Genomic DNA, 22701 nt, shown 5'->3' on the forward strand with positions numbered 1-22701 from the left:
GCCTCACAGCTGTAAATTTCAAAATGCTGAGTTCAGGTGAGGCGAAGGTCGATGTTGTAAGCACTCTGCGGAGGGCATCATGGAAAAGAAGCTCGAAAAATACAACAAAATGCGTGATTTCAAGGAGAGTCCAGAGCCTGCTGGCCTCACAAAATCTAGCAGGCGCAAGGGCAAAGCGCATGCATTGCAGTTTTGCATTCAGAAGCATGATGCCTCGCGCTTGCATTACGACTTTCGCTTAGAGTTGGACGGTACGCTCAAGAGTTGGGCGGTACCAAAGGGGCCGTCACTGGATCCCAAGGTCAAGCGCCTGGCGGTGCATGTCGAAGACCATCCGCTGGATTACGCTACCTTCGAAGGCAGCATACCCGAAGGCCACTATGGTGCTGGCGACGTCATCGTCTGGGACCGCGGCATGTGGATTCCTCTGGGCGACCCGGTCGAGGCCTACGCAAAGGGCCGCCTCAAGTTTGAACTGCAGGGCGAGAAGCTGAGCGGTCTATGGAACCTGGTTCGCACGCACATGCCGGGCAAGCAGGAGCAATGGTTTCTTATCAAGCATCAAGACAGTTCCGCTCGGCCTGAAGATATTTACGACGTGGTTGTCGCCGAACCCGACAGCGTGATCAGCGAACGGGCAATCGTTGCCAAATCACCCAACACATCAATTACAGCCAAGGCCAAGCCCACCAAGAAAGCTGCAGAGCCTGTACGGCAAACAAAGCTCTCGCCACTCACCGGTGCGCGCAAGGCGAAACTGCCGGGCTACATCAAGCCGCAGCTGGCGACTCTGGTGGAAAAGCCTCCTAGCGGTCGATGGATCTATGAGTGCAAATTCGATGGTTTTAGGATGCTTGCCAGGATAGAAGATCAAAAGGTTCGACTCTTTACACGAAACGGGCACGACTGGACCCACAAATTGCCAAGGCAGGCCAAGGCATTGCTTTCCTTAGGATTGAATTCAGCTTGGCTAGACGGTGAAATTGTGGTCATCGACGACCAAGGCATACCGGATTTTCAGGCCTTGCAAAACGCTTTCGAGGCAGGCCAGAGTGGCAATATCTTCTATTACTTGTTCGATCTGCCCTATTTCAATGGCGTGGACCTGCGCGAGGTGCCGGTCGAGGAACGCCGGGCTGCGCTCTTGGCGATCCTAAAGTCCGGCAAAGAGCCCCTACTGCGTTTTTCCGAGGCCTTCATCGAAGACCCTAATGACTTGCTCACCAGCGCCTGTCATATGCAGTTGGAGGGTCTGATCGGCAAGCGCCTCGGCTCGTCCTACGCTTCTGGGCGCAGCAGTGACTGGATTAAACTCAAGTGTAAGCGTCGCCAGGAATTCATCATCGTTGGCTTCACCGATCCCACAGGCTCACGCAATGCATTCGGCGCCCTGCTCCTGGGGCTGCATGATCGAGACAGCGGTGAGTTGCGCTACGTCGGCAAAGTCGGCACCGGGTTTACGGAGGCGACTCTCAAGAGCATCCATGATCGAATCAAGCCTCTCCGAACCAAGAAACCTGCAGTGGCTAACCCGCCCAGAAGTGCAGAGCTCACTCGTGTGCATTGGCTTAAACCGCAGTTGCTGGCAGAAGTGGCCTATGCCGAAATGACCAAGGACGGCTCGGTGCGTCATGCGGTGTTCCATGGCCTTCGTGATGACAAGCCTGCCAGCGACATCACGGTGGAGCAGCCGACTATCATTAAAAATATCCATGGGAAAAATATCGATGCCAAAGCTTCCTCAGCCAAGAAGAAGGCCCCGACTGCGCCGTCTCAGATCAATTCTGAACATAGCAAGATACACATCACCCACCCGGATCGCGTCATTGACGCTACCAGCGGCACAACCAAAGTCCAACTCGCGGAATATTACGCAAGCGTGGCCGAGTGGATTCTCCCGCAGCTCAAGGACCGCCCTGTAGCTTTAGTGCGAGCGCCTGATGGAATTACCGGAGAACTGTTTTTCCAGAAGAACGCCGAGCGCCTTAAGGTTCCCGGCATCATCTCCCTCGATCATAAACTCACGGGCCAGCCAATGATGGTCATTAACAACGTCGAGACCTTAATAGGGGCGGTGCAGATCAACACAGTCGAGCTACATACCTGGAACGCCACCTCGGACCATCTCGACAAACCTGACCGCTTCGTCCTTGACCTCGACCCGGACCCGGCGCTGCCATGGAAAAGTATGGTCGAAGCCACCCAGCTGACACTCACAGTGCTCGATGAGTTGGGGCTCAAGGCGTTCCTCAAGACTAGCGGCGGTAAGGGAATTCACTTGGTGGTACCGCTGACCCGCAAGCATGGCTGGGATGAGGTCAAGAACTTCAGCCACGCTATCGTCAGCCACATGGCTAAAATGCTGCCTGAGCGATTTTCCGCAGTATCAGGGCCGAAAAACCGTGTCGGGCGGATCTTCATCGATTACCTGCGCAACGGATTGGGCGCGACCACGATCTGCGCCTACGCAGCGCGGACCCGCGAGGGGCTGCCTGTGTCGGTTCCGATATTTCGAGAAGAAGTGAAGGAGCTTAAGGGCGGTAACCTGTGGAACATACAAAATGTGCTTGGGCGATTGGCTGAAGTAGGCAATGAACCTTGGGCGGACATAAAGAAAACCCGGCAGACGATTACTGCCGAGATGCGCCGGCGGGTGGGCATGAAGAAGCTCTGACCCTGAGCCTATAAACCTACGATTGGGAATTTGGGCTTGAGTTGACCATGATGTTACCTGCCCGTGACCAGGGGTTTCGTCCGACTTGAACAGTCATGACCTCTATCTGGGAATGGAGTTTTCAATTCGCCCCCCACAAGCGCTGATGCGTCAATGCATGCCGCTAACCAGGCACATGAGCGTGTACGCGAGGGTGGACAGCTTTTCCAACCCCGCTCCAGATTGCCGAGAGGAATGCGGCTTTGAGGTGTTAGTGGCCTGTCGCAAAGGCTGCTAACTACCTTTTCTGTATGTGCATATTTCACCAGCTGCAGTCTGCATCAGCAGGCTAAGCCTACAATGTTGAGTCTTCAGTGCTCATCACCAATTTCGGTTCGGACGCGGGCTAGCAGCTCGTCAAGACTGCCCCCAGATTGCAGCAAAAAACCCTCAGCTAAAATGCTAAGCGGGTGCACACCCATCATGTCGGCAATTGAGGTCAGTTTGTTGACTGTTACCCCTTTCATCCCCCGCTCCAAGGAGCTGATGTAGGTTCGACTGCTGATGCTGCCAAAGTCCTCCTGTGTCAAGCCCTTACGAACACGAGCATTTCGTAGCGCTTGGCCCATGGCGTCATTCAGTTCCATTTGCGACTCCTGCAAAAGGAACGATGAGGCGTCATTGAACACTAAAGAACTACAATCTATAGTGTTCATTTTCGGTACGAGGTGGCCTGCATGTTCGTGACTCATCCAGGCGCTGAGCTTCGCGGCAGCCTTCACTTCCCTGACGGCAGTAGGCAATGGGCGATCGTTGAGCAGGAGCTGGCCTTACCTTGGCTGTATGTGTGCATTAGGCAGCTGGATAACACCTTTGATTTTCAGCGGATGATGCTCGTTTCTTGCGTGGATCACTTTCGCCAGCTACTGGAAAGCCTTCCCGCCAACGCGACCGTGACTTGCGTCATGAGCGTAATGCCTAGCGATGATGGCTCAGGCACGTGGACAATGGTGCCTGTTCAAGCCATTGAGTTGCATGAGATCAATGAGCGGTTAATGTTCTTGATCGATCTCGCCAACGGTACTCGATATGAGGAACCAGTCAGGGTTATGAGGCTCCCTTGCAGTCAGCGAATTGTCTATCGCGCAGGCTGATGAGTGAACCAGAGAACTGTGGCCGAGCCGGCATACTCCGCTCCCCCTGCCGCACTCACAGACAACCGCATCGCCATTTCAAGCAGCTGTCGACCACTGCAGTCTCGTGTTAGCATCAATACCGAGATTAGCCCCCACGCCTCGGACAGGTTCCTTTGATCTGTACTGCGCACCAGGGGGTTAGTTTTTTCTGAGCCACGACCTTGCGCAGTCTTTGTACCCGCCTTTTCCCCTACAGCCACTGCGTTCGGGCTGAGGGTGTAAACCACTTTTTTTCACTGTAAACCACTGTGGTTTACAGTGAAAAAAAGTGGTTTACAAGGCTGGGTAGAATCGGGGGGGGTCCGCCCTTCCGACTACGTTGCCAGTCAAAGTCAACAAGGTTATTGACCTGCCACAATTCTCGGCACACAGGCCGTATTTACCTATGGCTTAGTGCAGCCCTCTTTGCACGCGGGGTCCTCCGCACCCTCCGACTGATGCATGCTGTTCGTCAACGCCGGCCCGCGTTCAAGGCTGACGGTAGCGACTGACTCAGTGACTTGCAGCACAAGATGACGTCAGCAACGCGGTCCAAATTCAGGTCATTCATCAGCTTCCGGTGAGTAAGGCTTGGTGAATGACGGCGTTTCGCCATATCCTTCGCGAGTGGCGTATTGCCACCACAAAACTACACATGGAGTGAGCAAAATGAAGATCGTTTCCCTCGTGATCGCCGCTGTCCTTTCGTTTTCTTCAGTAGCCGCGGTTGCACACAGCGGCGGGACGGATTCCAAGGGGTGTCATACAAATCACAAGACAGGTGATCGTCACTGCCACTGAGCAGATTGATAGAAGTTAATTGCGCTGGTGTGCGAACAGCGTACATCAGCGCTACGTGTAGAATATTGACATTCGGACCCTTTACCCTAGGCCTCCGCAGAATTTTCGTCTTGAAACTCTCCGCTATCCCTTTTCACCACCTGCCAGCGAACTGGGGCTCGCTCAGCCCTAGGATGCATTTTTCACTGTAAAATCAGAAAAATTTGTAAACCTGGGATGACTAAGCTCAAACTTTTGACAACCATTTTTGGCGAGCAACCACCAAACCAGCTACATTTTTATTTATTGTTATAGCAATTACCCTTAACAATATATCTCACCATATGCAACTCACCCTTCGAATCTTCAAAGCTCATGATGCTTCGGACGTTTCCGCAATACATGACATTCTGCGAGACATGCACCAGTTTAGCAATATCCATGTCCATGCCATAACGATAATCCTTCAGCTCTGGCATAGGTTTATTAAGGCTCTGAGCATATCGAGCGGTGGCGTCTTTGCCGACTTGTTCCAGTCGGGCATTGATGTCTTTAACGTTGTTCTGCGCACTGACGGAAGCGGCGAAAAAAAATAGTGCGGCAGCGACGAAACCTTTCAAAATATTCATATTTTCCTCCATGCAAAAAAAAGCGCCCATTAAGGGCGCCAAAATTCACCTTTTCCAAAGGAGCACTTGTGCTTCAAAGGTGAATGCGTAGATGTGCCGACGATCGCCACCACATCAGACCACCGTGAAAAACGAGAGCAAGATTTCACAGTGAGATGCTCTTGATGCCTGGTGCTAAATTAGCAAAGTCAGACTAACAGCAGCATGATTGATCAATTACAATTTTGAAAGACCGCGCAATTCTTACAAGATACTGAGTGGGTACTCCACGATCAGGCGGAACTCATCGAGATCAGACTCGAACTGAGTGGATCGGGTGTTTGCTTGACGAATACGGAAGGACATATCCTTCATCGAACCGGTTTGGACGACATACTTGACTTCGATATCACGCTCCCAGCGCTTTTGGTCGGTGAGTGGATTGCCGCCCGCATCTCGACGCATATACACATTGTTTGCGTTCGAGTAGTCAGCGTCCGTACCCTTGCCGTAGCGTGCCATGAAGCTGAGCCCTGGAATCCCGTATTTCGCCATGTTCAGATCGTAGCGAACCATCCAAGAGCGCTCTTTCGGTGAGTTGAAATCGCTGTATTGGATAGAGTTATCCAGGTAGATCGAGTCCGACTGACGGAGATAGTCGAAGTCGTCGTCACCATTATTGCGTTGATGAGTGAGCGACACCGTATGAGCGCCGAAGCGCACACCGACTTTGCCGCTCCAAATGTTATTATCGAACTCACCCAGCAGCTTCTTGCCTTCATCCACGGCACGATAGTAGTTGAAGCCTGCCAGCAGAGCCAGCTCATCAGATATCGGGTAGGTGAACGATGTTCCAAAGTAACTTTGGTCCCACGCATCTTTCAGGCGGCTGGTGTACAAGCTGACAGTCGTGTACTTGTTGAGCTCATAGTCACCGCCGAAGTAGCCAACCCACGGAGAGTTGACTGGTCCTGCGTAGAAGGTAGCAAACGTGTCTCTCATATCGCTTGAGACAGGCTGGCTCATGGAGTGCAGACGACCACCCTGCAGGGTAAGTCCCTTCAAGCTGGTATTAGAGAAGGTAACGCCTCGGAACGATTCTGGCAGTAGGCGAGAATCACCAAACGAGACGACAGGCGTGGCCGGGAACACGTCGCCCGCCTTGATAACTGTATCAAAGGCGCGGGCTTTTACTGCGCCGCCAACCTTGGTGTACTCGTCACGCGCCTTACCTTCACTGTCAACAGGCAGCACATCGAACGAACTACGAGCACCGTTACGGCCACCGCCCGTATCGAGTTTCAACCCGATCATGGCGAAAGCATCAACACCCACACCCACAGTACCTTGAGTGAAGCCGGACTCGAATTTAGCAATAACCGCATGCGCCCACGCTTCGGAATATCCAGCGCCCCCTGCGCCTCGTTCTCCGTTGCGATTGTCCCGGTTGAAATAGAAATTTCGGTTCAGGACGGACAGACTGCTACCTTCAATGAAGCCTTCTTTTTCAGTGGTTTCAGCTGCGTTTGTAAGCGTGCTGGCACCTGCTAACGCGGATAAAACAGCAAGTGAAAGCGTGGCACTTTTCTTCATGATTGCTCCGTACCATGGCAGTTTCTTGTAGGAATAGGCCGGCCATTTATTATTCAACTGCTGAGTGGCGACCGCTTCCTATCATTACTGCCCAAAACTAACTGGAGCATGATAAGTTCATTACGATTTTGACAGATGGCCCGGCACTCCCTGCCGGGCACTTCAGGCTAAACGAGCGTGCTCAGCTTTCGTCCAACCCCCATATCCAATGGGCATCGATCAGCAGTGACAAGTGAGTCCGCAAAGTATCGACATGCGCCTGCAGTGCATTCGATGCCGATGTCACTGCTTGACGTCGAGATAGCAGCAGGGACTGCAGGTCAGCCTCACCCAATTCGTAGGCGCGTTGCATTTGTGCCTCGTTCTGAGCCATGGCCTCAGCCCCCTCTGTAGCAATGCGGAAGTTTTCATAGGCGCCTGAGGCCATCTCCACATCACTGGCAATCGCAGCTTCCAGTTCTCGCTTGATGAGGTCTACGTCCTGGCGGGCAGCACTCTCTTGGGCCATTGCCTGGCTGTAACGAGCACTGCGAGTACCGCTTGGAATCGGCATGCTGAAGGTCACGCCGTAGATTCTTTCCCTAGCGCCCTGCTCCGAAGCAGTGAACACACCCAGCGTCGGGTCTGGGATCTTGTCTGCCTTGGCACGTGCCGACTGGCCTTCACTTTTCAGCAAGCTGGCCTCTACCCTGCGCAGTACATCACTTTCGGCGAGGATCCGCTCACGCCAGGTTTCATACTGACCAAGCTCTGACGATGGCACCGGTAAAGCCACGACCTTTCGGTCGATACCCGGGAATCGCCGTGACAACGTCGCCCAACTGGCTGCAGCTTTGACCTTCGCCTCGTTACCCTGGCGAAGTTGATCAGCAATTTCGGCTTTCACGAGACTGACATCAAGCTTCGATGCGTCCCCCGCACGGTTACGCTTTTCAACCGCAGCAAGACTTTCCTTGGCCGAGGCCAACCCTTTGTTGGCGATTTCGAGAGCGTGTTCAGAGGCCAGCCAATCGAGCCACATCGTCATGAGCTCACGCGCAGTCTCGTGACGTACCTCACCATAAGTCGCATCCGCCAATTTGACCGTGGCACCACTGATATCCTGGTCTGCCTGGCCTTTGCCAGGCAGCCGAATGGTGCGCTGAATGCCAACGTTCCACTCGTTGTAGTTGGGACCAGCATCGACACGCCGCTGCTGGCCGGTTGCTGTCGCATTCCACTCGTAGGGCGACTTACGAATAATCCCCGCCTCAAGCATGGCTGCATCCATGGTCGATCTGGCCGACGCGACGCGCGGATCCGCATTGAGCAACGACATCGCCAGAGGTTTGGGCAGGATGTTCATGGGTGCGACTGGCTGAGCGCCTGCAACGGAACTCAGTCCCATCAGAACCACCAGGGGTAAAATGCGTTTCATCACATAAACTCCCCAAACTCACTGACCCGAACTGTCCAATAGCGCACGCCCGTGTTGGGAAACTCCTGCCTGAGCGAGTCCAGCAACGGCTCAAGATGCTGTTGCTCAACGACCAATTGGATCTGCACGGCACGGGCACGCCCCATCACGCGTTCAACTGGATTCAGGGCATCCGTGGACAGACCATGGGCAGCGACAGTAGCGCTGGTGAAGATCCTCGTGCCGACTGACACCAGCAAATGGTCGATGATTTTTTCTTCAAGGCTCGGGGTGCAGAGCAGCGTCAACCAGATGTCAGGCATCGGCAGTCTCCTTTTTGGCATGTGCAAAACGCAGATAGAGGATGGGAAGCAACATCAGGGTCAGGGCTGTTACGGTGATCAAACCACCAATAACAACGATGGCAAGAGGTCGTTGAATTTCAGATCCAGGTCCCGTGGCGAACAGCAGCGGGACGAGACCGAATGCCGTAATCGACGCCGTCATCAATACCGGGCGAAGTCGTCGGCGTGCGCCCTGAAGTACAACCTCCCTCATCGGTAAGCCTTCGCCATGAAGCTGGTTGAAGTAGCTAACCAGAACGATGCCGTTGAGCACTGCAATACCCAGCAAAGCAATGAAACCGACCGACGCAGGCACCGAGAGGTACTCTCCAGTAACCCACAGGGCGACGATGCCGCCCACCAGCGCGAATGGAATGTTGCTCAGGATCAAGAGCGCTTGGCGAACCGAGCCGAAGGTGGAGAACAGCAGGACGAAGATCAGGCCCAGCGCCACCGGAACCACGACGGAAAGCCGTGCTGCGGCGCGTTGCTGGTTCTCGAATTGCCCACCCCAGCTGATGCGATAGCCATTGGGTAGCTCAACCTGCTGAGCGACCAACGCTTTCGCTTCTTCGACGAAGCCGACAAGGTCTCTTCCGCTGACGTTGGCGATGACGACGCTGTAGCGACTGCCCATTTCACGGTCGATCTTCACTGGGCCATCGGCACGCTCCAGCTTGGCCACGGCGCTCAGTGGAATGGTCTTGCCATCAGGTGTAGTAATACGTACGGCATCGAATTCCGCGGGCGAATTGCGTACCGACTCGGCGGAGCGGATGAGAATCGGGGTACGCTGGTTACCCTCAATGACCAGCCCGGCCTGACGCCCTTCGATCTGCACGCGCAGCGCGTCCTGGATCGTCTCGACATCCAGCCCGAAACGGCCCGCTTGAAGGCGGTCAATTTCGACCCGCAGGTACTGCACGCCGTCGTTCTGAACGGTGTACACATCCTGGTTACCCTGAATGGTCTTGAGCAGCGATTCGATCTTGCCACCGAGCTGATTCAGGGTTGCCAGATCCGGTCCGTACACTTTGACGGCCAAGTCACCCCGCACACCGATGATCATCTCAGAGACGCGCATCTCGATCGGTTGGGTGAAGCTGTAGTCGATACCAGGCATTGGATCGAGGACCTTGCGGATCTCCTCCATCAATTCTTCCTTGGTGTCCATCCGCCATTCCGACATTGGTTTGAGCAGCAAGTAGGTGTCGGTCTGGTTCAGGCCCATGGGGTCGAGACCGATTTCATCAGAACCTGCCCGCGCAACGATGCCGCGAATCTCAGGGATGGCCTTCATCAAGGATTGATGGATCTTCTTATCCAGCTCGGCCGTCTGTTCAAGGCTCACCGAGGGAAGCTTCTCGATACCCACGATCAGGTCGCCCTCATCCATGGTCGGCATGAAGGTCTTGCCCACTTGTGTGTAAACGAGCCCCGCTACCACCAACATGGCGCCGGCAATGATTGCGATCACTTTCTGGCGAGCAAGCCCCCACTCAAGGATGGGGCCATACGCACCCAATAGCTTGCGTGCCAACCAGGGGTCTTCATGCTTGACCTCTCGCAGCAGATAGGAAGACAAGACGGGAATCACAGTCAGCGAGAGCAACAACGAAGCTGCCAGTGCGAAGACAATCGTCAGTGCAACCGGAACGAAGAACTTGCCCTCCAGATCCTGAAGCGTCAGCAGCGGCAGGAACACCGTGATAATGATCAAGATGCCTGAGGTGACGGGGACTGCTACTTCGCGAACCGCTCGGTAGATGATGTGCAGCCGTGGCAACTTCCCACCGGAAGTGTCTGTGGCCAGGCGCTGGACAATGTTCTCCACAACGACGACTGCGGCATCGACCAGCATGCCGATCGCGATCGCCAACCCGCCGAGGCTCATGAGGTTGGCGGACATGCCGAAGAAACGCATCATGATGAAGGTGATCAGCGCTGCAAGCGGTAGTACCAAGGCCACGGTCAATGCTGCACGAACGTTACCAAGGAACAATGCCAGCAGCAGAACGACCAATACGGTCGCTTCAATCAGTGCTTTGGATACGGCACCTACGGCCTTGTCCACGAGGGAAGATCGGTCATAGAAACTGGTGATCTTGACGCCAGGAGGCAAAGTGGCCTCCAGCTCCTTCAGCTTTTGCTGAACACCGCTGACAACTTCACGGGCATTAGCCCCCTTAAGGCCCAGCACCAAGCCCTGAACGGCTTCACCTTTACCGTCCTGGGTTACTACGCCATAGCGCGTCAGGGTGCCAAGGCGGACTTCGGCCAGGTCGCCAACGCGAACCGGTGACGAGTCACTGGGGTTGACCACGACAGCCCGCAGGTCATCCAGGGTGCGAATGCTCCCCTCACTGCGAACCAGCAGAACTTCATCCCCCTCACCGAGGCGTCCGGCACCATCATTGCGGTTGTTGGTGTTCACCGCGTTGGCCAGTTGCTGCAGGCTGACACCATTGGCAGCCATGCGAACGGGGTCCGGCAGCACTTCAAACGTACGAACCTGGCCACCCAACGAGTTGACATCAGCGACGCCGGGCACCGTGCGCAATGCAGGTCGAATGACCCAATCCAGCAGGCTACGGCGCTCGACCAGCGACATGGCCTCGCTATCGACGGTGAACATGAACATCTCACCCAGCGGCGTAGTGATGGGGGCCATACCGCCGCTGATACCGCTGGGCAGGCTGTCAGTCAGGTTGCCCAAGCGTTCGGACACCTGCTGGCGAGCCCAATAAATGTCCGTGCCATCCTGAAAATCGATGGTGACGTCGACCAGGCCATACTTGGTAACAGAACGCAGAATCTTGGTTTTCGGGATGCCCAGCATCTCGACTTCGATGGGCACCGCGATGCGGCTTTCCACTTCCTCAGGTGTCATGCCAGGCGCCTTCATGATCACCTTGACTTGGGTGCTGGCAACGTCCGGAAATGCGTCAATAGGAAGACCGCGGTAGGCGTACCAGCCCGCTGCGGTCAGCAGAACTGTCGCCAACACCATGAACAGGCGTTGGGACAACGAGAATTGAATGAGACGGCTCAGCATTACTCTCCGTCCTCTTCCAGCCAGGCACCTTTCAGCGCAATAACGCCAGCAACGGCAACCTGATCCTGCTCACGGATGTTGCCCTGCACGCGCACAAGCTGCCCGGCACTGGCCTCAACCTTCACAGGGCGCGCTTCGAAACCCTCAGGCGTACGGACGAACACAACGGAGTCAGCCTTGTTGCGCGCCACTGCGGAGATGGGGATATCCCAAGAATTACCGGCGGACTGGACCGGGATCTCGACAGTTACCAACTCACCCGGGCGTATAGCGCGCCCAGGGTTTTCGATCTCGGCCCGCAGCACTACAAACTGGTTGTCTGCTGTAACGGTCGGACTCAGGTTGATCACTCGCCCGCTCACATTCTTGTCGACGATCGTTACCGGTGCACCGGGCTGGATACCGATACTGGCCTGAGAAGGCACTTGCACATCCAGCCACAGGGCGTCGACCTGGGTGATGTTGAGCAACGATGTAGCGCCATCTACACGCTGCCCAGGGCGAACGGAGATTGCACTGACGATCCCATCCTGGACGGCGGTAAGGATTATCCGGTCAGATGGAATACCTGAACGGACGACTTGCTCCATCATCGGCGGGGTCAGACCTGCCAACGCCAGCTCCGCTTTCGTCTGGACCAACGTCGCTTCGGCTTCCTTCAGCGTGGCCTGTGCTTCCTGAGCCCGGCGCTTGGGAATAATCCCCTCATCAAAAAGCGTCTGCTCACGGGAATAGGCCTGACGGGCAAGCGTTGCACGGGACGCAGCCTGCAACAGTTGCAACTGAAGCTGGCTCATGGCTGGGCTGGAAAGCCTGGCTACGGGGTCGCCTTTGCGTACGGGTTGGTATTCGCCCACCAGTAACTGAACGACAACACCTTCCAGCGGGGAGCTGACGATCTGTTCAGCCTTTGGCGGCACGACAACTTGGCCAGGATAACGACTGCTGACCGTCTGCTTCATGCTTTGGACCGGTGAAACCTTGATACCCAAAGCCTGAATCTGGTCTTCTGCAACAGAGAACTTCTCAGCACTCATGGCGGGCCCGGAAATAATAATTGCGGTGAAAAAAGAGAGACTCTTTACACAGCGCAGGTATCTTTCATTGTTCATCAGAAGTTCCCCGTCAAGCGCCATAACAAGGACATGATCTCGACCTGTTTGAGGATTTGAAGATAAGCAAGGCGTGCACAACTATTGGGGCTAACTATTTAACCCGCTCGTCTGCTGCACTCTATGCGCGGAAGGGAAGTGTCGTAGACTCCTCTACTGCTCCGATTCTAGAGGGCAGCGACTATCAGGAACGTTACGGGTGAATTACAAATTTGTAGGAATTGCCCGGCCGCATTTTTTTCGCGCTAAGATCACCCTCAACGCGGCCTGCGGGCGCTTGAAGCCCCAAGCAAGACACACCCTGAAACACATGAAAAAATATTTAATTGACCGCAAGCAATATTTTACTGACGAATTTTAGAGATCAAATATGCGCGTTCTAGTTGTGGAAGATGAAACTAAAACTGCCGAATATCTTCAGCAAGGATTGACCGAGAGCGGTTATATCGTTGACCGTGCAAGTAATGGCGTAGACGCTCTTCACCTGTTCAACCATAACACCTACGGCCTGGTCATTCTCGATGTAAATCTGCCAGAAGTTGATGGTTGGGAAGTGCTGGAGACCATCAGGAAAACCAGCCGCGTGCGCATCATCATGCTCACCGGACGAGGCCGGCTTCATGAAAAGCTCAAGGGTTTGGACGGCGGAGCGGATGATTACCTGGTGAAGCCCTTCGAGTTCCCGGAGTTGCTCGCTCGCGTCCGCTCACTCCAGCGCCGCGGCGATGACATGATTGAAAGCAATACGCTCAAGGTCGCCGACCTGGAGCTTGACCCCGGCCGTCACCGCGCATTTCGCGGCGACCTGCGCATCGAGTTGACCACCAAGGAGTTTGCCCTGCTGCACCTGCTGATGAGTCGCGCAGGCGAAGCCCTGACGCGATCCCAGATCATCTCGCTCGTGTGGGACATGAATTTCGATTGCGATACTAACGTGATCGACGTTGCAATCAGGCGCCTGCGTGCGAAGATCGATGACCCGTTCCAGGTCAAGCTCATCCATACGATGCGCGGTGTTGGGTACGTGGTAGAGGACCGCTCATGAGGCAGTTGAGCCTGGCTGCCAAGCTGGGATTGAAAGTCGGCTTCATGAGCGTGCTTCTTCTGGTACTGTGCGCGTCCATTGGCTATGTGATGCTCGGCCAAGCGCTGGAGAGCACGGCCCGTTCAGCGCTTGAAACCAAAATGAGCGGCATGGCCCATAACATTGCGACCATCGAAGATGTATCGGGGGTGACCGCTGATTCCCACCTGCTCGTCGATCTCGCGATGGGGCACAACAATCTGTATGTCAGCATTTTCGACTCTGCTGACAGCAAGGCTCCATTACTGACCATCGGCTCCAAACAAGTGAGTTTCGAGCTCCATCGCTTCCCTGCTCGGGACGAATTGGCCTTCCATGAGTGGCAGGATCAATCGGGAAATCCGATGCTCAGTGCGGCGCAGATCATGCGCTTGAAAGACGGCACCCAGATTGGCGTCTACATGACTGTGGACGAGTCGTCGGACGCACAGCTCCTGGGCGCCATGGTCACTTGGGCGCTGACCGCATCACCGTTCATTCTGGCCGTTATTTTGATTGTGGCCTGGTGGACTGTCCGACGTGGCTTGCTGCCGTTGACCCGTTTTCTCAAGGTAGCGTCCAAGATTTCCACCGACAATCTGGGCCACCGCCTGCCCACTGACAAGCTGCCGGCAGAGCTTCGACATCTGGCGGATGGCATGAACTTTATGCTCCATCGCCTGGATGGTGGGGTACAGCAACTCTCGCAATTCTCGGACGATCTGGCCCACGAGCTCAGGGCACCGCTGTCAAATCTCATGGGGAAAGCACAAGTAGCGTTGTCGCGTGAACGCTCATCCGCTGAATACCGTGATGTGCTCGAATCCTGCCTGGAGGAGCTGGACCGCATGACGCGCATGGTTGCGGACATGCTTTTCCTGGCCCATGTGAGCCAGCCAGCTGCCTTGGTGGAATTTGAGACCGTGGCCTTGGTGGATGAAGTGCAGAGGGTCTGCGACCTGTTTGCCTTCTCGGCCGAGGAAAACGGAGTAGCACTGCAGATTTCAGGGAGCGCCGATGTCGTGAATGGCAACCGACTCATGATCCAGCGAGCAGTTTCGAATCTGCTATCCAACGCTATTCGTTATTGCCCGAAAGGCGAATCGGTCCAGGTCAAAGTCCACCGTGGCAGCGATCAGATTCAGTTGAGCGTCGGTAACCCTGGACGCGGTATTCCCGATCAACATCTGCCTCATCTGTTTGAGCGCTTCTATCGCGTGGACAGAGGCCGAGCACGTAGCGAGGGGGGCACAGGTCTCGGTCTAGCGATCGTGCGCTCCATCATGAGCCTGCACCAAGGCACTGCCAAGGTTGAAGTCAGCGGTGACAGGTATACCTGGTTCCATCTCAGCTTTCCGACCAGCCATCTGTGACCTAGCGCCCGGCCTCACAAGCTAATCCCAACGTAAGGCCTTCCGATGGATCGAAGGCCTGAAGCCTGTTCATCTCTTCAATCATACGGCGTCGTCTTTCAACATTGTAATTCGCGCCTCACGCTCTCGTCAGAGACAGGTCTTTAAGCTTCAGGGTATCGAAACCTCAAGATCACTACCGATCCAGCCCCGGAGTTTGATATGCGACTGACTAACCTTTTCCTGATTGGCGTAATGGCAGTGGGCATCAGCGGCCAAGCCTTTGCAGAGGGCGGGGCCGAGCGCTCACTGAAATTCAACAAAGAATTCCGCGATGACCAGAAACGCCTTTGGGGCGAGAAGGAAAAGGAGGCAGAGCAGTCGAAGCCTTCGTCCACCCAGCAAAAGGAGGGCCCTAAAAGCCAGTCCTGAGCTGATAGATGTGCTGTTCATCTACCTAGTTTTTGCTGCTCGATGATCAAAGGCGCCTCGGCGCCTTTTCTCGTTTCTACCATCCCACTCCGCCATACCGACTACCCGACCTGCTAGGTCAGCTCCTCACTTCAAGTAAGACCTGAGTACCGAGGAGATTTTGTCTGCCTCCTCTAGTCGCTGAGCCGCATCCAGATGCTCTGCCGCCAGATGCTCACGGATATGGCCTTCCACCACCTCGGCCATCAGCCCATTCACCGCCCCCCGGATCGCGGCAATCTGCTGAAGGATTCCCAGGCAATCCTTTTCCTGCTCCAACGCTGCCTCCAGGGCGGCAGCCTGCCCTTTGATCTTCTTGACCCGAGTCAGCAACTGACGCTGATTCTTCATGGTGTGAGACATGACAACCTCTTTTCATATCCCCTACTGGGGGATAGTATTTTAAGGGTACGATTTCAACCCAATCGTACGACAATTTAAAGGGCGGCCTCTATGACTGCCGCCCTCACGCGCTATTGGCACTACTCCAGAGGTCTCACCATGGGTTTCGCAGAACTACTTCAGCAGGGTACCGCCCACGCTTGGCTCTACTTCCCAAGCGCCATCCTGCTCGGCGCCCTGCATGGCCTTGAGCCAGGGCACTCCAAAACAATGATGGCAGCCTTCATCGTCGCTGTGCGAGGAACTGCCAAGCAGGCGGCTCTCTTGGGGCTGGCTGCCACGTTCTCCCATACAGCCGTGGTCTGGCTCGTCGCCATGGCAGGGATGTACCTGGGCGGCAACCTTGATGCTGAAACCACCGAGCCCTACTTCCAGCTAGGCTCAGCAGCCATCATCATCGCCGTCGCATTGTGGATGCTTCTGCGCACCTGGCGCGGAGAGCAAATGTGGAAATTCGAGCAAGGTGACGGGCACGATCACGGCCATGAGCATGCCCATGATGAGACACGCCGCGTCGACACTGGGCATGGACGTGTTGAACTGTCGATATTTGAAATCGGGCAACCACCTCGGTGGCGACTGAAAACCTTAGATGGCCATCCATGGCAGGCCGCTCAAGTTAAGGCCCTCACGACTCGGCCGAACGGTGAAACAATGTCGTTCGCCTTCGAGAAACGTGACGGCTTCCTGGAATCCATTGACTCGATTCCTGAGCCTCATGAGTTTTCAGTACGCCTGACCTTGGGTCATTCCGACCATGCTCATGACTACGATCTGGAGTTTGCCGAAGCGCATGATCACCACCACCATGGCGAACTCGATCAGCTCGAACTGAGCGTCGATGGCTATCAGGATGCGCACGAGCGCGCCCATGCAAACGACATCAAAAAGCGTTTCGCCAACCGTGATGTGACTACCGGCCAGATCATCCTGTTCGGTTTAACTGGCGGCCTGATCCCATGCCCGGCAGCGATCACTGTTTTGCTACTGTGCCTGCAGGTCAAGGAAATCGCACTCGGGGCCGTGCTGGTACTGTGTTTCAGCATCGGCCTCGCCATGACCCTGGTAACTGTTGGGGTCGCAGCAGCGGTCGGAGCGAAACGCGCCTCCAATCGCTGGCCCTGGTTGGGAGCTGTGGCTCGTCGAGCACCGTACCTGTCCAGCATGATCATCATCGCCGTAGGCATCTACGTGGGTATCAACGGCTGGATCGGACTCACTAGCTAACGAGGGATGTCATCCAATCGTGCATTTTGCGCGTTTGGCGCTCCCGTTGCGGTCGTCGCCATTGATGGCCAATGCCGCAATGAGGGAATCACGAGCGGCTACTGCCGCTCCATGAAACCTGACCACAAATGTCCTTCGAGTGAGATATGTGGGTGCTGGCCACACTTGCTGCCGGCATTCGCACACTCCGACTCAGACCCACAGGTAATTCATCAATGGCTTCGCAAATCGAGAACCCTTGTATTTCACTCTGCCAATTGAAGGGAGATCTTTGTGTCAGCTGCGGGCGCTCAAAAGATGAGATCCGCAAGTGGAAGCGCATGAAACGTCCAGAAAAGATGGCCGCCGTGCAGAAAGCTGCCGCGAGACTGAAGGGGCTGAAGAAGTAGCCCTGGGGCACCATTCAGCGCTCCAGCACCAGAGTTCAAGTGGATAGCGTCGGCGCCGCCACGCTGCTCAACGGGCTTTGCGCATGCGGGCATTTACTCGTTGATTTCGACCGACTCAAGACCTAATGTAGATACAGATACATTTTTTGTTGAGTATTCTACATGAGCGAATGGTCGCTACTGATTCTCGGGCTTCCCACGGCTAACGCCACGGAGCGAATGCGCGCTTGGCGAACCCTCAAGGCTTCTGGTGCTGCAGTACTACGAGATGGCGTATACCTGCTGCCACAACAAAGCACGGCTCGCGAAGCGTTCGAAGCCGTGGAACGAGACGTGCTGGCGATCAATGGCACGGCATTTCTGCTGTCTCTGCCTGAGCGTGAGGAGCGCTTCAGTGGGTTGTTCGACAGAAACGAGGACTACGCCAAGCTGATGGAAGAAATTGCAGGCTGCCGAGCGGATCTTTCACCGGACAACGCCCTGCAAACCGCGCGGCAGGTGCGCAAGCTTCGAAAGGCTTTCAGCCAATTGGCGGCGATCGATTTCTTCCCTGGCGTGCTCAAGGCTCAGACTGACTCGACCCTGCAGGCGCTTGAGACCGCAATCAGCCGTGCACTGTCATCCGATGAGCCCAGTGCGCACGACGAGACAATCATCAGACTTGAGCGCAGCGAATACCTGGGTCGCCGCTGGGCGACTCGAAAACGCCCCTGGGTGGATAGGCTGGCGTGTGCCTGGCTCATCCGTCGCTTCATCGATGCTGACGCCCAATTCCTTTGGCTGGAAAGTCCCAGCGACTGCCCGACCGATGCGTTGGGCTTCGACTTCGATGGCGCGAGGTTCAGCCATGTCGGCCAGCGGGTGTCGTTCGAGACCCTCATCGAAAGCTTTGCGGTTGAACAACCAGGCCTGTCTCGGTTGGCAGCTGTTGTTCATTACCTGGATGTAGGTGGAAGCCAGCCCTCCGAGGCACCTGGCATCGAGCGCGTCCTCGCGGGTTTGAGAGAAAGCATTGGCGATGACGATCAACTGACAACGGTCGCCGGAGGCATCTTCGATGGCCTGCTGACGGCTTTCGCAAGTGAGGAAAAACAAAATGGTTGATACCACCTCCGCAGTCAGCGAACAGCCTCCGTCGCAAGCTGCTCAGCAGCCGATCGGCTTGTTTGAAGCGTTTCTGTTTTGGCTCAAGCTGGGCTTCATCAGCTTTGGTGGACCCGCCGGGCAGATTTCGATCATGCATCAGGAGCTGGTTGAGCGACGGCGGTGGATCAGCGAAAAGCGATTTCTGCATGCGCTCAACTACTGCATGTTGTTGCCTGGACCAGAGGCTCAGCAACTCGCCACGTACATCGGCTGGCTCATGCACCGTTCATGGGGCGGTGTGATTGCCGGTGCGTTGTTCGTGCTGCCGTCATTGTTCATCCTGATCGCTTTGTCCTGGGTCTACGTCGCCTTCGGTGAGGTGCCCGTGGTGGCTGGGATTTTCTATGGCATCAAACCGGCGGTCACTGCCATCGTCGTTCACGCGGCTCACCGGATCGGGTCGCGTGCACTGAAGAACGGCTGGCTGTGGGCCATGGCCGCCGCTTCGTTCGTGGCCATCTTTGCCCTCAACGCCCCATTCCCGCTTATCGTGCTGGTAGCCGCCATCATTGGCTATTTAGGCGGTCGCTTTGCTCCAAGTAAATTCGTGATCGGAGGTGGCCATGGCGCCACGAAGAACAGCTATGGACCTGCCCTGATCGATGACAACACCCCAACGCCTGAGCATGCCCGCTTCAGCTGGGGACACCTGCTGCGACTACTGCTGGTCGGTGCTGCGCTCTGGGTCCTGCCCATGGGGCTGCTGACGCTGTCGTTTGGCTGGGACGGTACTCTGACGCAAATGAGCTGGTTCTTCACCAAGGCCGCCCTGATGACGTTTGGCGGTGCATACGCTGTGCTGCCCTATGTCTACCAGGGCGCTGTCGGGCACTACGGGTGGCTGACACCCACCCAGATGATCGATGGCCTCGCCTTAGGGGAAACCACGCCAGGGCCACTGATCATGGTAGTCGCCTTCGTAGGCTTCGTCGGGGGTTACGTGCATCCAATGTTTGGCGCAGAACACCCGTTCCTCGCCGGCGCAATCGCGGCGAGCCTCGTCACCTGGTTCACTTTCCTGCCGTCGTTCATCTTCATTCTCGCCGGTGGCCCGTTGGTAGAGTCGACGCACAACGAGATGAAGTTCACCGCACCACTGACCGGCATCACCGCAGCAGTTGTGGGGGTAATCCTGAATCTGGCGCTGTTCTTCGGCTACCACGTGCTTTGGCCAAAGGGGTTCGCTGGAACATTCGACTGGCCTTCAGCGCTGATCGCGATCGCTGCAGCGATTGCCTTGTTCCGCTTCAAGCGTGGCGTCATCCAGGTACTGCTTGCCTGTGCCCTGGCCGGTCTGGCAGTTCATATGTTGCGTATCTGATGCCGGTTGCCGGCTGACATCGTTGGCCGGCTCCTCAACAAGCACCTTGCCCCCTGAAAGTGCATGCCCCTGACTAAGCCTGGATTGACCATATCCCCCCCAGGGGGATACGCTATAACCAATTCACGCTGCCTGCGATGCCATATCGCGGCCAGGAAAACAGCACTGCAGGGAGGTTTGCATGCTATCGGTCCTGAAAAATCGAACCTACAGACACCTGTTCCTGGCTCAGGTCATTGCACTGGTGGGTACCGGGTTAGCCACCGTTGCCTTGGGCTTGCTGGCCTTCGATCTGGCGGGCGCCCAGGCAGGCGCAGTACTGGGTACCGCGTTGGCGATCAAAATGGCGGCTTACATCGGCGTCGCACCCGTTGCGGCTGCGTTCGCGGAGCACCTGCCTAGAAAAGCCATGCTGGTAACGCTGGACCTGGTGAGAGCCGCGGTTGCTTTGCTGCTGCCGTTCGTTACGGAGATCTGGCAAGTCTATGTACTCATTTTTGTCCTGCAGTCCGCCTCTGCTGCGTTCACCCCAACCTTCCAGGCAACTATTCCAGACATCCTGCCCGACGAACGCGAATACACCAGAGCGCTGTCGTTGTCTCGACTAGCCTACGACCTGGAAAGTGTCATCAGCCCGATGCTCGCAGCGCTGCTGCTCACCGTGGTCAGCTTCCACAGCCTGTTTGCCGGCACTGTCGTGGGCTTCCTGGTATCTGCCGCGATGGTAGCCACAGTGGTTCTGCCCGCTGCTATACGCGGCCCCAAACGCAGCATCTACGAGCGAACCACCAAAGGTATGCGGATCTTCCTGCGCACTCCACGACTGCGTGGCTTGTTGGCCTTGAACCTGACCGTCGCGGCAGCCAGCGCGATGGTCATCGTCAATACCGTCGTGCTTGTTCAATCTCGTTTCGGGTTGCCGCAGAGTTCAACGGCAATGGCGCTCATGGCATTTGGTGCAGGATCAATGATCGTCGCACTGGCACTCCCACGCCTGCTTGAACGTCTGGATGACCGAAAGGCGATGCTCGCTGGCGGCGCGGTCTTGGTCGTAGGCCTGCTGCTCGGGACCTTCGTGAACAGCTATTGGAGCCTCGTGGGGTTGTGGGTTGCACTGGGAGCTGGTTACTCCCTTGCTCAAACCCCATCAGGACGCATCTTGCGTCGTTCATCAACTTCCCAAGACCGCCCAGCATTATTCGCTGCGCAATTTGCCTTGTCCCACGCTTGCTGGCTGATCACCTACCCCCTGGCTGGGTGGCTAGGCGCTAGCGTTAGCCTGACCGCGTCTTTCATTGGCCTGACGCTTGTCGCAGCAATGGCTTGGATTCTGAGCAAGCAGATATGGCGACCGGAGTATGACGAAGAGGTGGTCGCGCATTCTCATGTCGACTTGCCGGAAAACCACCCACATGTTGCTGAAGGTAAGGCACATGCCCACACATTCGTGATCGATGATGATCACCCCAAATGGCCGGGTTGCTGATTCTGCTGGGTCTGGCTGTTCAATTTTTGAAGGACGTTTAATGCTCAAGAACGCGTTAATGATCAGTGCTGCAATGATGCTGGGGATGGCAAGCCTCAAGGCGTCAGCCGCTGTAAACCTGGTGACCAGCATCAAGCCTCTGCAACTGATCGCGGCGGAAGTGCAGGACGGATTAGGCGAGCCTGTCGCGGTCGTGCCGGCGGGTGCCTCCCCACATAGCTTTACGCTCAAGCCGTCAACGGTGAGGGACTTGCAACAAGCCGACCTGGTGTACTGGATCGGTCCGGACTTGGAAACTTATCTGAGTAAAACACTAGAAGCCCGACGCGGCAAAACCGTCTCGATTCAAAACCTGGACGGTCTGCATGTCCGCCACTTTGGCGATAGCCAACTTGGGAAAACCAATCAGGTAACCCCTGACGAGCATCCGGATGATGCCCACGACGACCTTCACCGCCCGGGCTCCATCGATGTTCACCTCTGGTTGAACCCGGGGAATGCATTGATCATCGCCAAGCAAATGGCAGACGATTTAGCAATCGCAGACTCGCAAAATGCGGAGCGCTATCAAGCCAATTTCGCAGCATTCCGAGAACGTCTAGAACAGCAGGATGGGGATTTGAAACGTCGCCTGGCCCTTCTGTCAGGTAAGCCATTCTTCCTGTTCCATCAGACCTTTGATTACTTCGAGGAGGCTTATGGACTGAAGCACAGAGGCATCCTCACGATAGGCAACGAGATTCAACCCGGAGCCCGACATGTCGCCGAGCTCAAAGCACTGCTCAAAGATGCAGGTGCCAGCTGCATTTTCTATGAGCCACCCGTACGCCCCAAGTTGGCGGAGACCATTGCTGCAGGCATGCCAGTGCGCTTCGCTGAGCTGGATGCCCTCGGCTACGGGATCACGCCTCAAGCAGGTGGTTACAGCATGCTTCTTGATCGTTTAGGGCAGTCAATGGGTAGTTGCCTGGAGCAACTCGATCGCAAGTCCTCGTCATGAAATGCTGAGGGATCACCCAGGCTTCATCACTGAGCCGCAAGGGCAAAAGTAAGACGAACCTGGGTCCCCTCGTTCTGCGCACTGTGGATGTCTACCTGTCCACCAAAGCGCTCCATGATGCGTTTGAC

General features: G+C 55.8%; 22 protein-coding genes. 13 read left to right on the plus strand and 9 right to left on the minus strand.

The features are described from left to right. Positions 1 to 79: 79 nt before the first annotated feature. Positions 80 to 2674, plus strand: coding sequence for a DNA ligase D (gene ligD, locus N7422_RS08085; RefSeq protein WP_019751555.1), 2595 nt, complete (start codon positions 80 to 82; stop codon positions 2672 to 2674). A 350-nt stretch (positions 2675 to 3024) separates the two neighbouring features. Here the strand turns inward: ligD and N7422_RS08090 are convergent, their stop codons facing one another. Next, positions 3025 to 3300 (minus strand): helix-turn-helix transcriptional regulator, encoded by a 276-nt coding sequence (locus tag N7422_RS08090; protein ID WP_019751556.1) that lies wholly within the window; start codon positions 3298 to 3300, stop codon positions 3025 to 3027. Positions 3301 to 3390: 90 nt separating this feature from the next. Between N7422_RS08090 and N7422_RS08095 the strand changes: the two genes are divergently transcribed. Next, positions 3391 to 3807 (plus strand): hypothetical protein, encoded by a 417-nt coding sequence (locus N7422_RS08095; RefSeq protein ID WP_019751557.1) that lies wholly within the window; start codon positions 3391 to 3393, stop codon positions 3805 to 3807. A gap of 690 nt (positions 3808 to 4497) precedes the next feature. Then, positions 4498 to 4629: a YHYH domain-containing protein gene (locus N7422_RS08100; protein WP_110096711.1), complete on the plus strand. Its 132-nt coding sequence runs from the start codon at positions 4498 to 4500 to the stop codon at positions 4627 to 4629. A 278-nt stretch (positions 4630 to 4907) separates the two neighbouring features. Here N7422_RS08100 and N7422_RS08105 read toward each other — a convergent pair whose 3' ends face one another. From N7422_RS08105 to N7422_RS08130, 6 genes are all read right to left on the minus strand, one after another. Further along, the gene (locus N7422_RS08105) at positions 4908 to 5237 is read right to left on the minus strand and encodes a DUF2790 domain-containing protein (protein WP_019751558.1); all 330 of its coding nucleotides are present in this window, start codon (positions 5235 to 5237) and stop codon (positions 4908 to 4910) included. Between the two features lie 243 nt (positions 5238 to 5480). Then, positions 5481 to 6809, minus strand: coding sequence for an OprD family porin (locus N7422_RS08110; RefSeq protein WP_019751559.1), 1329 nt, complete (start codon positions 6807 to 6809; stop codon positions 5481 to 5483). Positions 6810 to 6990: 181 nt separating this feature from the next. Then, on the minus strand, positions 6991 to 8226 hold the full coding sequence (locus N7422_RS08115; protein WP_019751560.1) for a TolC family protein: 1236 nt from the start codon (positions 8224 to 8226) through the stop codon (positions 6991 to 6993). Next, positions 8226 to 8528, minus strand: coding sequence for a DUF3240 family protein (locus N7422_RS08120; protein ID WP_019751561.1), 303 nt, complete (start codon positions 8526 to 8528; stop codon positions 8226 to 8228). Before N7422_RS08120 ends, N7422_RS08115 begins: the two co-directional genes overlap by 1 nt. Next, the gene (locus N7422_RS08125) at positions 8521 to 11604 is read right to left on the minus strand and encodes a CusA/CzcA family heavy metal efflux RND transporter (protein ID WP_019751562.1); all 3084 of its coding nucleotides are present in this window, start codon (positions 11602 to 11604) and stop codon (positions 8521 to 8523) included. Before N7422_RS08125 ends, N7422_RS08120 begins: the two co-directional genes overlap by 8 nt. Then, positions 11604 to 12716, minus strand: a complete 1113-nt coding sequence (locus N7422_RS08130; protein ID WP_029380633.1) for an efflux RND transporter periplasmic adaptor subunit — start codon at positions 12714 to 12716, stop codon at positions 11604 to 11606. The genes N7422_RS08125 and N7422_RS08130 overlap by 1 nt, the downstream gene beginning before the upstream one ends. A 199-nt stretch (positions 12717 to 12915) precedes the next feature. Between N7422_RS08130 and N7422_RS08135 the strand changes: the two genes are divergently transcribed. From N7422_RS08135 to N7422_RS08150, 4 genes are all read left to right on the plus strand, one after another. Continuing rightward, positions 12916 to 13077, plus strand: a complete 162-nt coding sequence (locus tag N7422_RS08135; protein WP_155738440.1) for a hypothetical protein — start codon at positions 12916 to 12918, stop codon at positions 13075 to 13077. Between the two features lie 9 nt (positions 13078 to 13086). Then, positions 13087 to 13761 carry a heavy metal response regulator transcription factor gene (locus tag N7422_RS08140; protein ID WP_019751564.1) on the plus strand — a complete coding sequence of 225 codons (675 nt, stop codon included), beginning with the start codon at positions 13087 to 13089 and terminating at the stop codon, positions 13759 to 13761. Next, on the plus strand, positions 13758 to 15152 hold the full coding sequence (locus N7422_RS08145) for a heavy metal sensor histidine kinase (RefSeq protein WP_019751565.1): 1395 nt from the start codon (positions 13758 to 13760) through the stop codon (positions 15150 to 15152). Before N7422_RS08140 ends, N7422_RS08145 begins: the two co-directional genes overlap by 4 nt. Before the next feature lie 201 nt (positions 15153 to 15353). Further along, a complete protein-coding gene (locus N7422_RS08150) occupies positions 15354 to 15563 on the plus strand; it encodes a hypothetical protein (RefSeq protein ID WP_019751566.1) in 210 nt (69 codons plus the stop codon). A 126-nt stretch (positions 15564 to 15689) separates the two neighbouring features. Here N7422_RS08150 and N7422_RS08155 read toward each other — a convergent pair whose 3' ends face one another. Continuing rightward, entirely contained in the window at positions 15690 to 15965 is a 276-nt protein-coding gene (locus N7422_RS08155) for a metal/formaldehyde-sensitive transcriptional repressor (protein ID WP_019751567.1), read from the minus strand. Positions 15966 to 16055: 90 nt separating this feature from the next. Between N7422_RS08155 and N7422_RS08160 the strand changes: the two genes are divergently transcribed. From N7422_RS08160 to N7422_RS08185, 6 genes are all read left to right on the plus strand, one after another. After that, entirely contained in the window at positions 16056 to 17231 is a 1176-nt protein-coding gene (locus tag N7422_RS08160; protein ID WP_269147914.1) for a nickel/cobalt efflux protein RcnA, read from the plus strand. 215 nt (positions 17232 to 17446) lie between these two features. Continuing rightward, positions 17447 to 17620, plus strand: coding sequence for a DUF1289 domain-containing protein (locus tag N7422_RS08165; RefSeq protein ID WP_019751569.1), 174 nt, complete (start codon positions 17447 to 17449; stop codon positions 17618 to 17620). 162 nt (positions 17621 to 17782) lie between these two features. Beyond that, positions 17783 to 18724: a chromate resistance protein ChrB domain-containing protein gene (locus N7422_RS08170; RefSeq protein WP_182408015.1), complete on the plus strand. Its 942-nt coding sequence runs from the start codon at positions 17783 to 17785 to the stop codon at positions 18722 to 18724. Further along, a complete protein-coding gene (gene chrA / locus N7422_RS08175; protein ID WP_019751571.1) occupies positions 18717 to 20087 on the plus strand; it encodes a chromate efflux transporter in 1371 nt (456 codons plus the stop codon). Before N7422_RS08170 ends, chrA begins: the two co-directional genes overlap by 8 nt. Before the next feature lie 181 nt (positions 20088 to 20268). Further along, positions 20269 to 21573 (plus strand): MFS transporter, encoded by a 1305-nt coding sequence (locus N7422_RS08180; protein WP_019751572.1) that lies wholly within the window; start codon positions 20269 to 20271, stop codon positions 21571 to 21573. A gap of 40 nt (positions 21574 to 21613) precedes the next feature. Then, positions 21614 to 22573 (plus strand): zinc ABC transporter substrate-binding protein, encoded by a 960-nt coding sequence (locus N7422_RS08185; RefSeq protein WP_019751573.1) that lies wholly within the window; start codon positions 21614 to 21616, stop codon positions 22571 to 22573. Between the two features lie 26 nt (positions 22574 to 22599). On the opposite strand, the gene N7422_RS08190 is transcribed toward N7422_RS08185, so the two are convergent. Next, positions 22600 to 22701: ATP-binding protein (locus tag N7422_RS08190; protein ID WP_279806073.1), on the minus strand; the 102-nt coding region annotated here is incomplete at its 5' end.

This window comes from Pseudomonas sp. GD04091, from assembly GCF_029836165.1.
Classification (GTDB): Bacteria; Pseudomonadota; Gammaproteobacteria; order Pseudomonadales; family Pseudomonadaceae; genus Aquipseudomonas.

Coding starts and splice junctions, on each gene's coding strand:
- N7422_RS08090 (WP_019751556.1), bottom strand. CDS start 3,300: ATGGAACTGAATGACGCCATGGGCCAAGCGCTACGAAATGCTCGTGTT.
- N7422_RS08115 (WP_019751560.1), bottom strand. CDS start 8,226: ATGAAACGCATTTTACCCCTGGTGGTTCTGATGGGACTGAGTTCCGTT.
- N7422_RS08155 (WP_019751567.1), bottom strand. CDS start 15,965: ATGTCTCACACCATGAAGAATCAGCGTCAGTTGCTGACTCGGGTCAAG.
- ligD (WP_019751555.1), top strand. CDS start 80: ATGGAAAAGAAGCTCGAAAAATACAACAAAATGCGTGATTTCAAGGAG.
- N7422_RS08125 (WP_019751562.1), bottom strand. CDS start 11,604: ATGCTGAGCCGTCTCATTCAATTCTCGTTGTCCCAACGCCTGTTCATG.
- N7422_RS08150 (WP_019751566.1), top strand. CDS start 15,354: ATGCGACTGACTAACCTTTTCCTGATTGGCGTAATGGCAGTGGGCATC.
- N7422_RS08100 (WP_110096711.1), top strand. CDS start 4,498: ATGAAGATCGTTTCCCTCGTGATCGCCGCTGTCCTTTCGTTTTCTTCA.
- N7422_RS08185 (WP_019751573.1), top strand. CDS start 21,614: ATGCTCAAGAACGCGTTAATGATCAGTGCTGCAATGATGCTGGGGATG.
- N7422_RS08120 (WP_019751561.1), bottom strand. CDS start 8,528: ATGCCTGACATCTGGTTGACGCTGCTCTGCACCCCGAGCCTTGAAGAA.
- N7422_RS08145 (WP_019751565.1), top strand. CDS start 13,758: ATGAGGCAGTTGAGCCTGGCTGCCAAGCTGGGATTGAAAGTCGGCTTC.
- chrA (WP_019751571.1), top strand. CDS start 18,717: ATGGTTGATACCACCTCCGCAGTCAGCGAACAGCCTCCGTCGCAAGCT.
- N7422_RS08130 (WP_029380633.1), bottom strand. CDS start 12,716: ATGAACAATGAAAGATACCTGCGCTGTGTAAAGAGTCTCTCTTTTTTC.
- N7422_RS08095 (WP_019751557.1), top strand. CDS start 3,391: ATGTTCGTGACTCATCCAGGCGCTGAGCTTCGCGGCAGCCTTCACTTC.
- N7422_RS08110 (WP_019751559.1), bottom strand. CDS start 6,809: ATGAAGAAAAGTGCCACGCTTTCACTTGCTGTTTTATCCGCGTTAGCA.
- N7422_RS08105 (WP_019751558.1), bottom strand. CDS start 5,237: ATGAATATTTTGAAAGGTTTCGTCGCTGCCGCACTATTTTTTTTCGCC.
- N7422_RS08140 (WP_019751564.1), top strand. CDS start 13,087: ATGCGCGTTCTAGTTGTGGAAGATGAAACTAAAACTGCCGAATATCTT.
- N7422_RS08165 (WP_019751569.1), top strand. CDS start 17,447: ATGGCTTCGCAAATCGAGAACCCTTGTATTTCACTCTGCCAATTGAAG.
- N7422_RS08160 (WP_269147914.1), top strand. CDS start 16,056: ATGACTGCCGCCCTCACGCGCTATTGGCACTACTCCAGAGGTCTCACC.
- N7422_RS08170 (WP_182408015.1), top strand. CDS start 17,783: ATGAGCGAATGGTCGCTACTGATTCTCGGGCTTCCCACGGCTAACGCC.
- N7422_RS08180 (WP_019751572.1), top strand. CDS start 20,269: ATGCTATCGGTCCTGAAAAATCGAACCTACAGACACCTGTTCCTGGCT.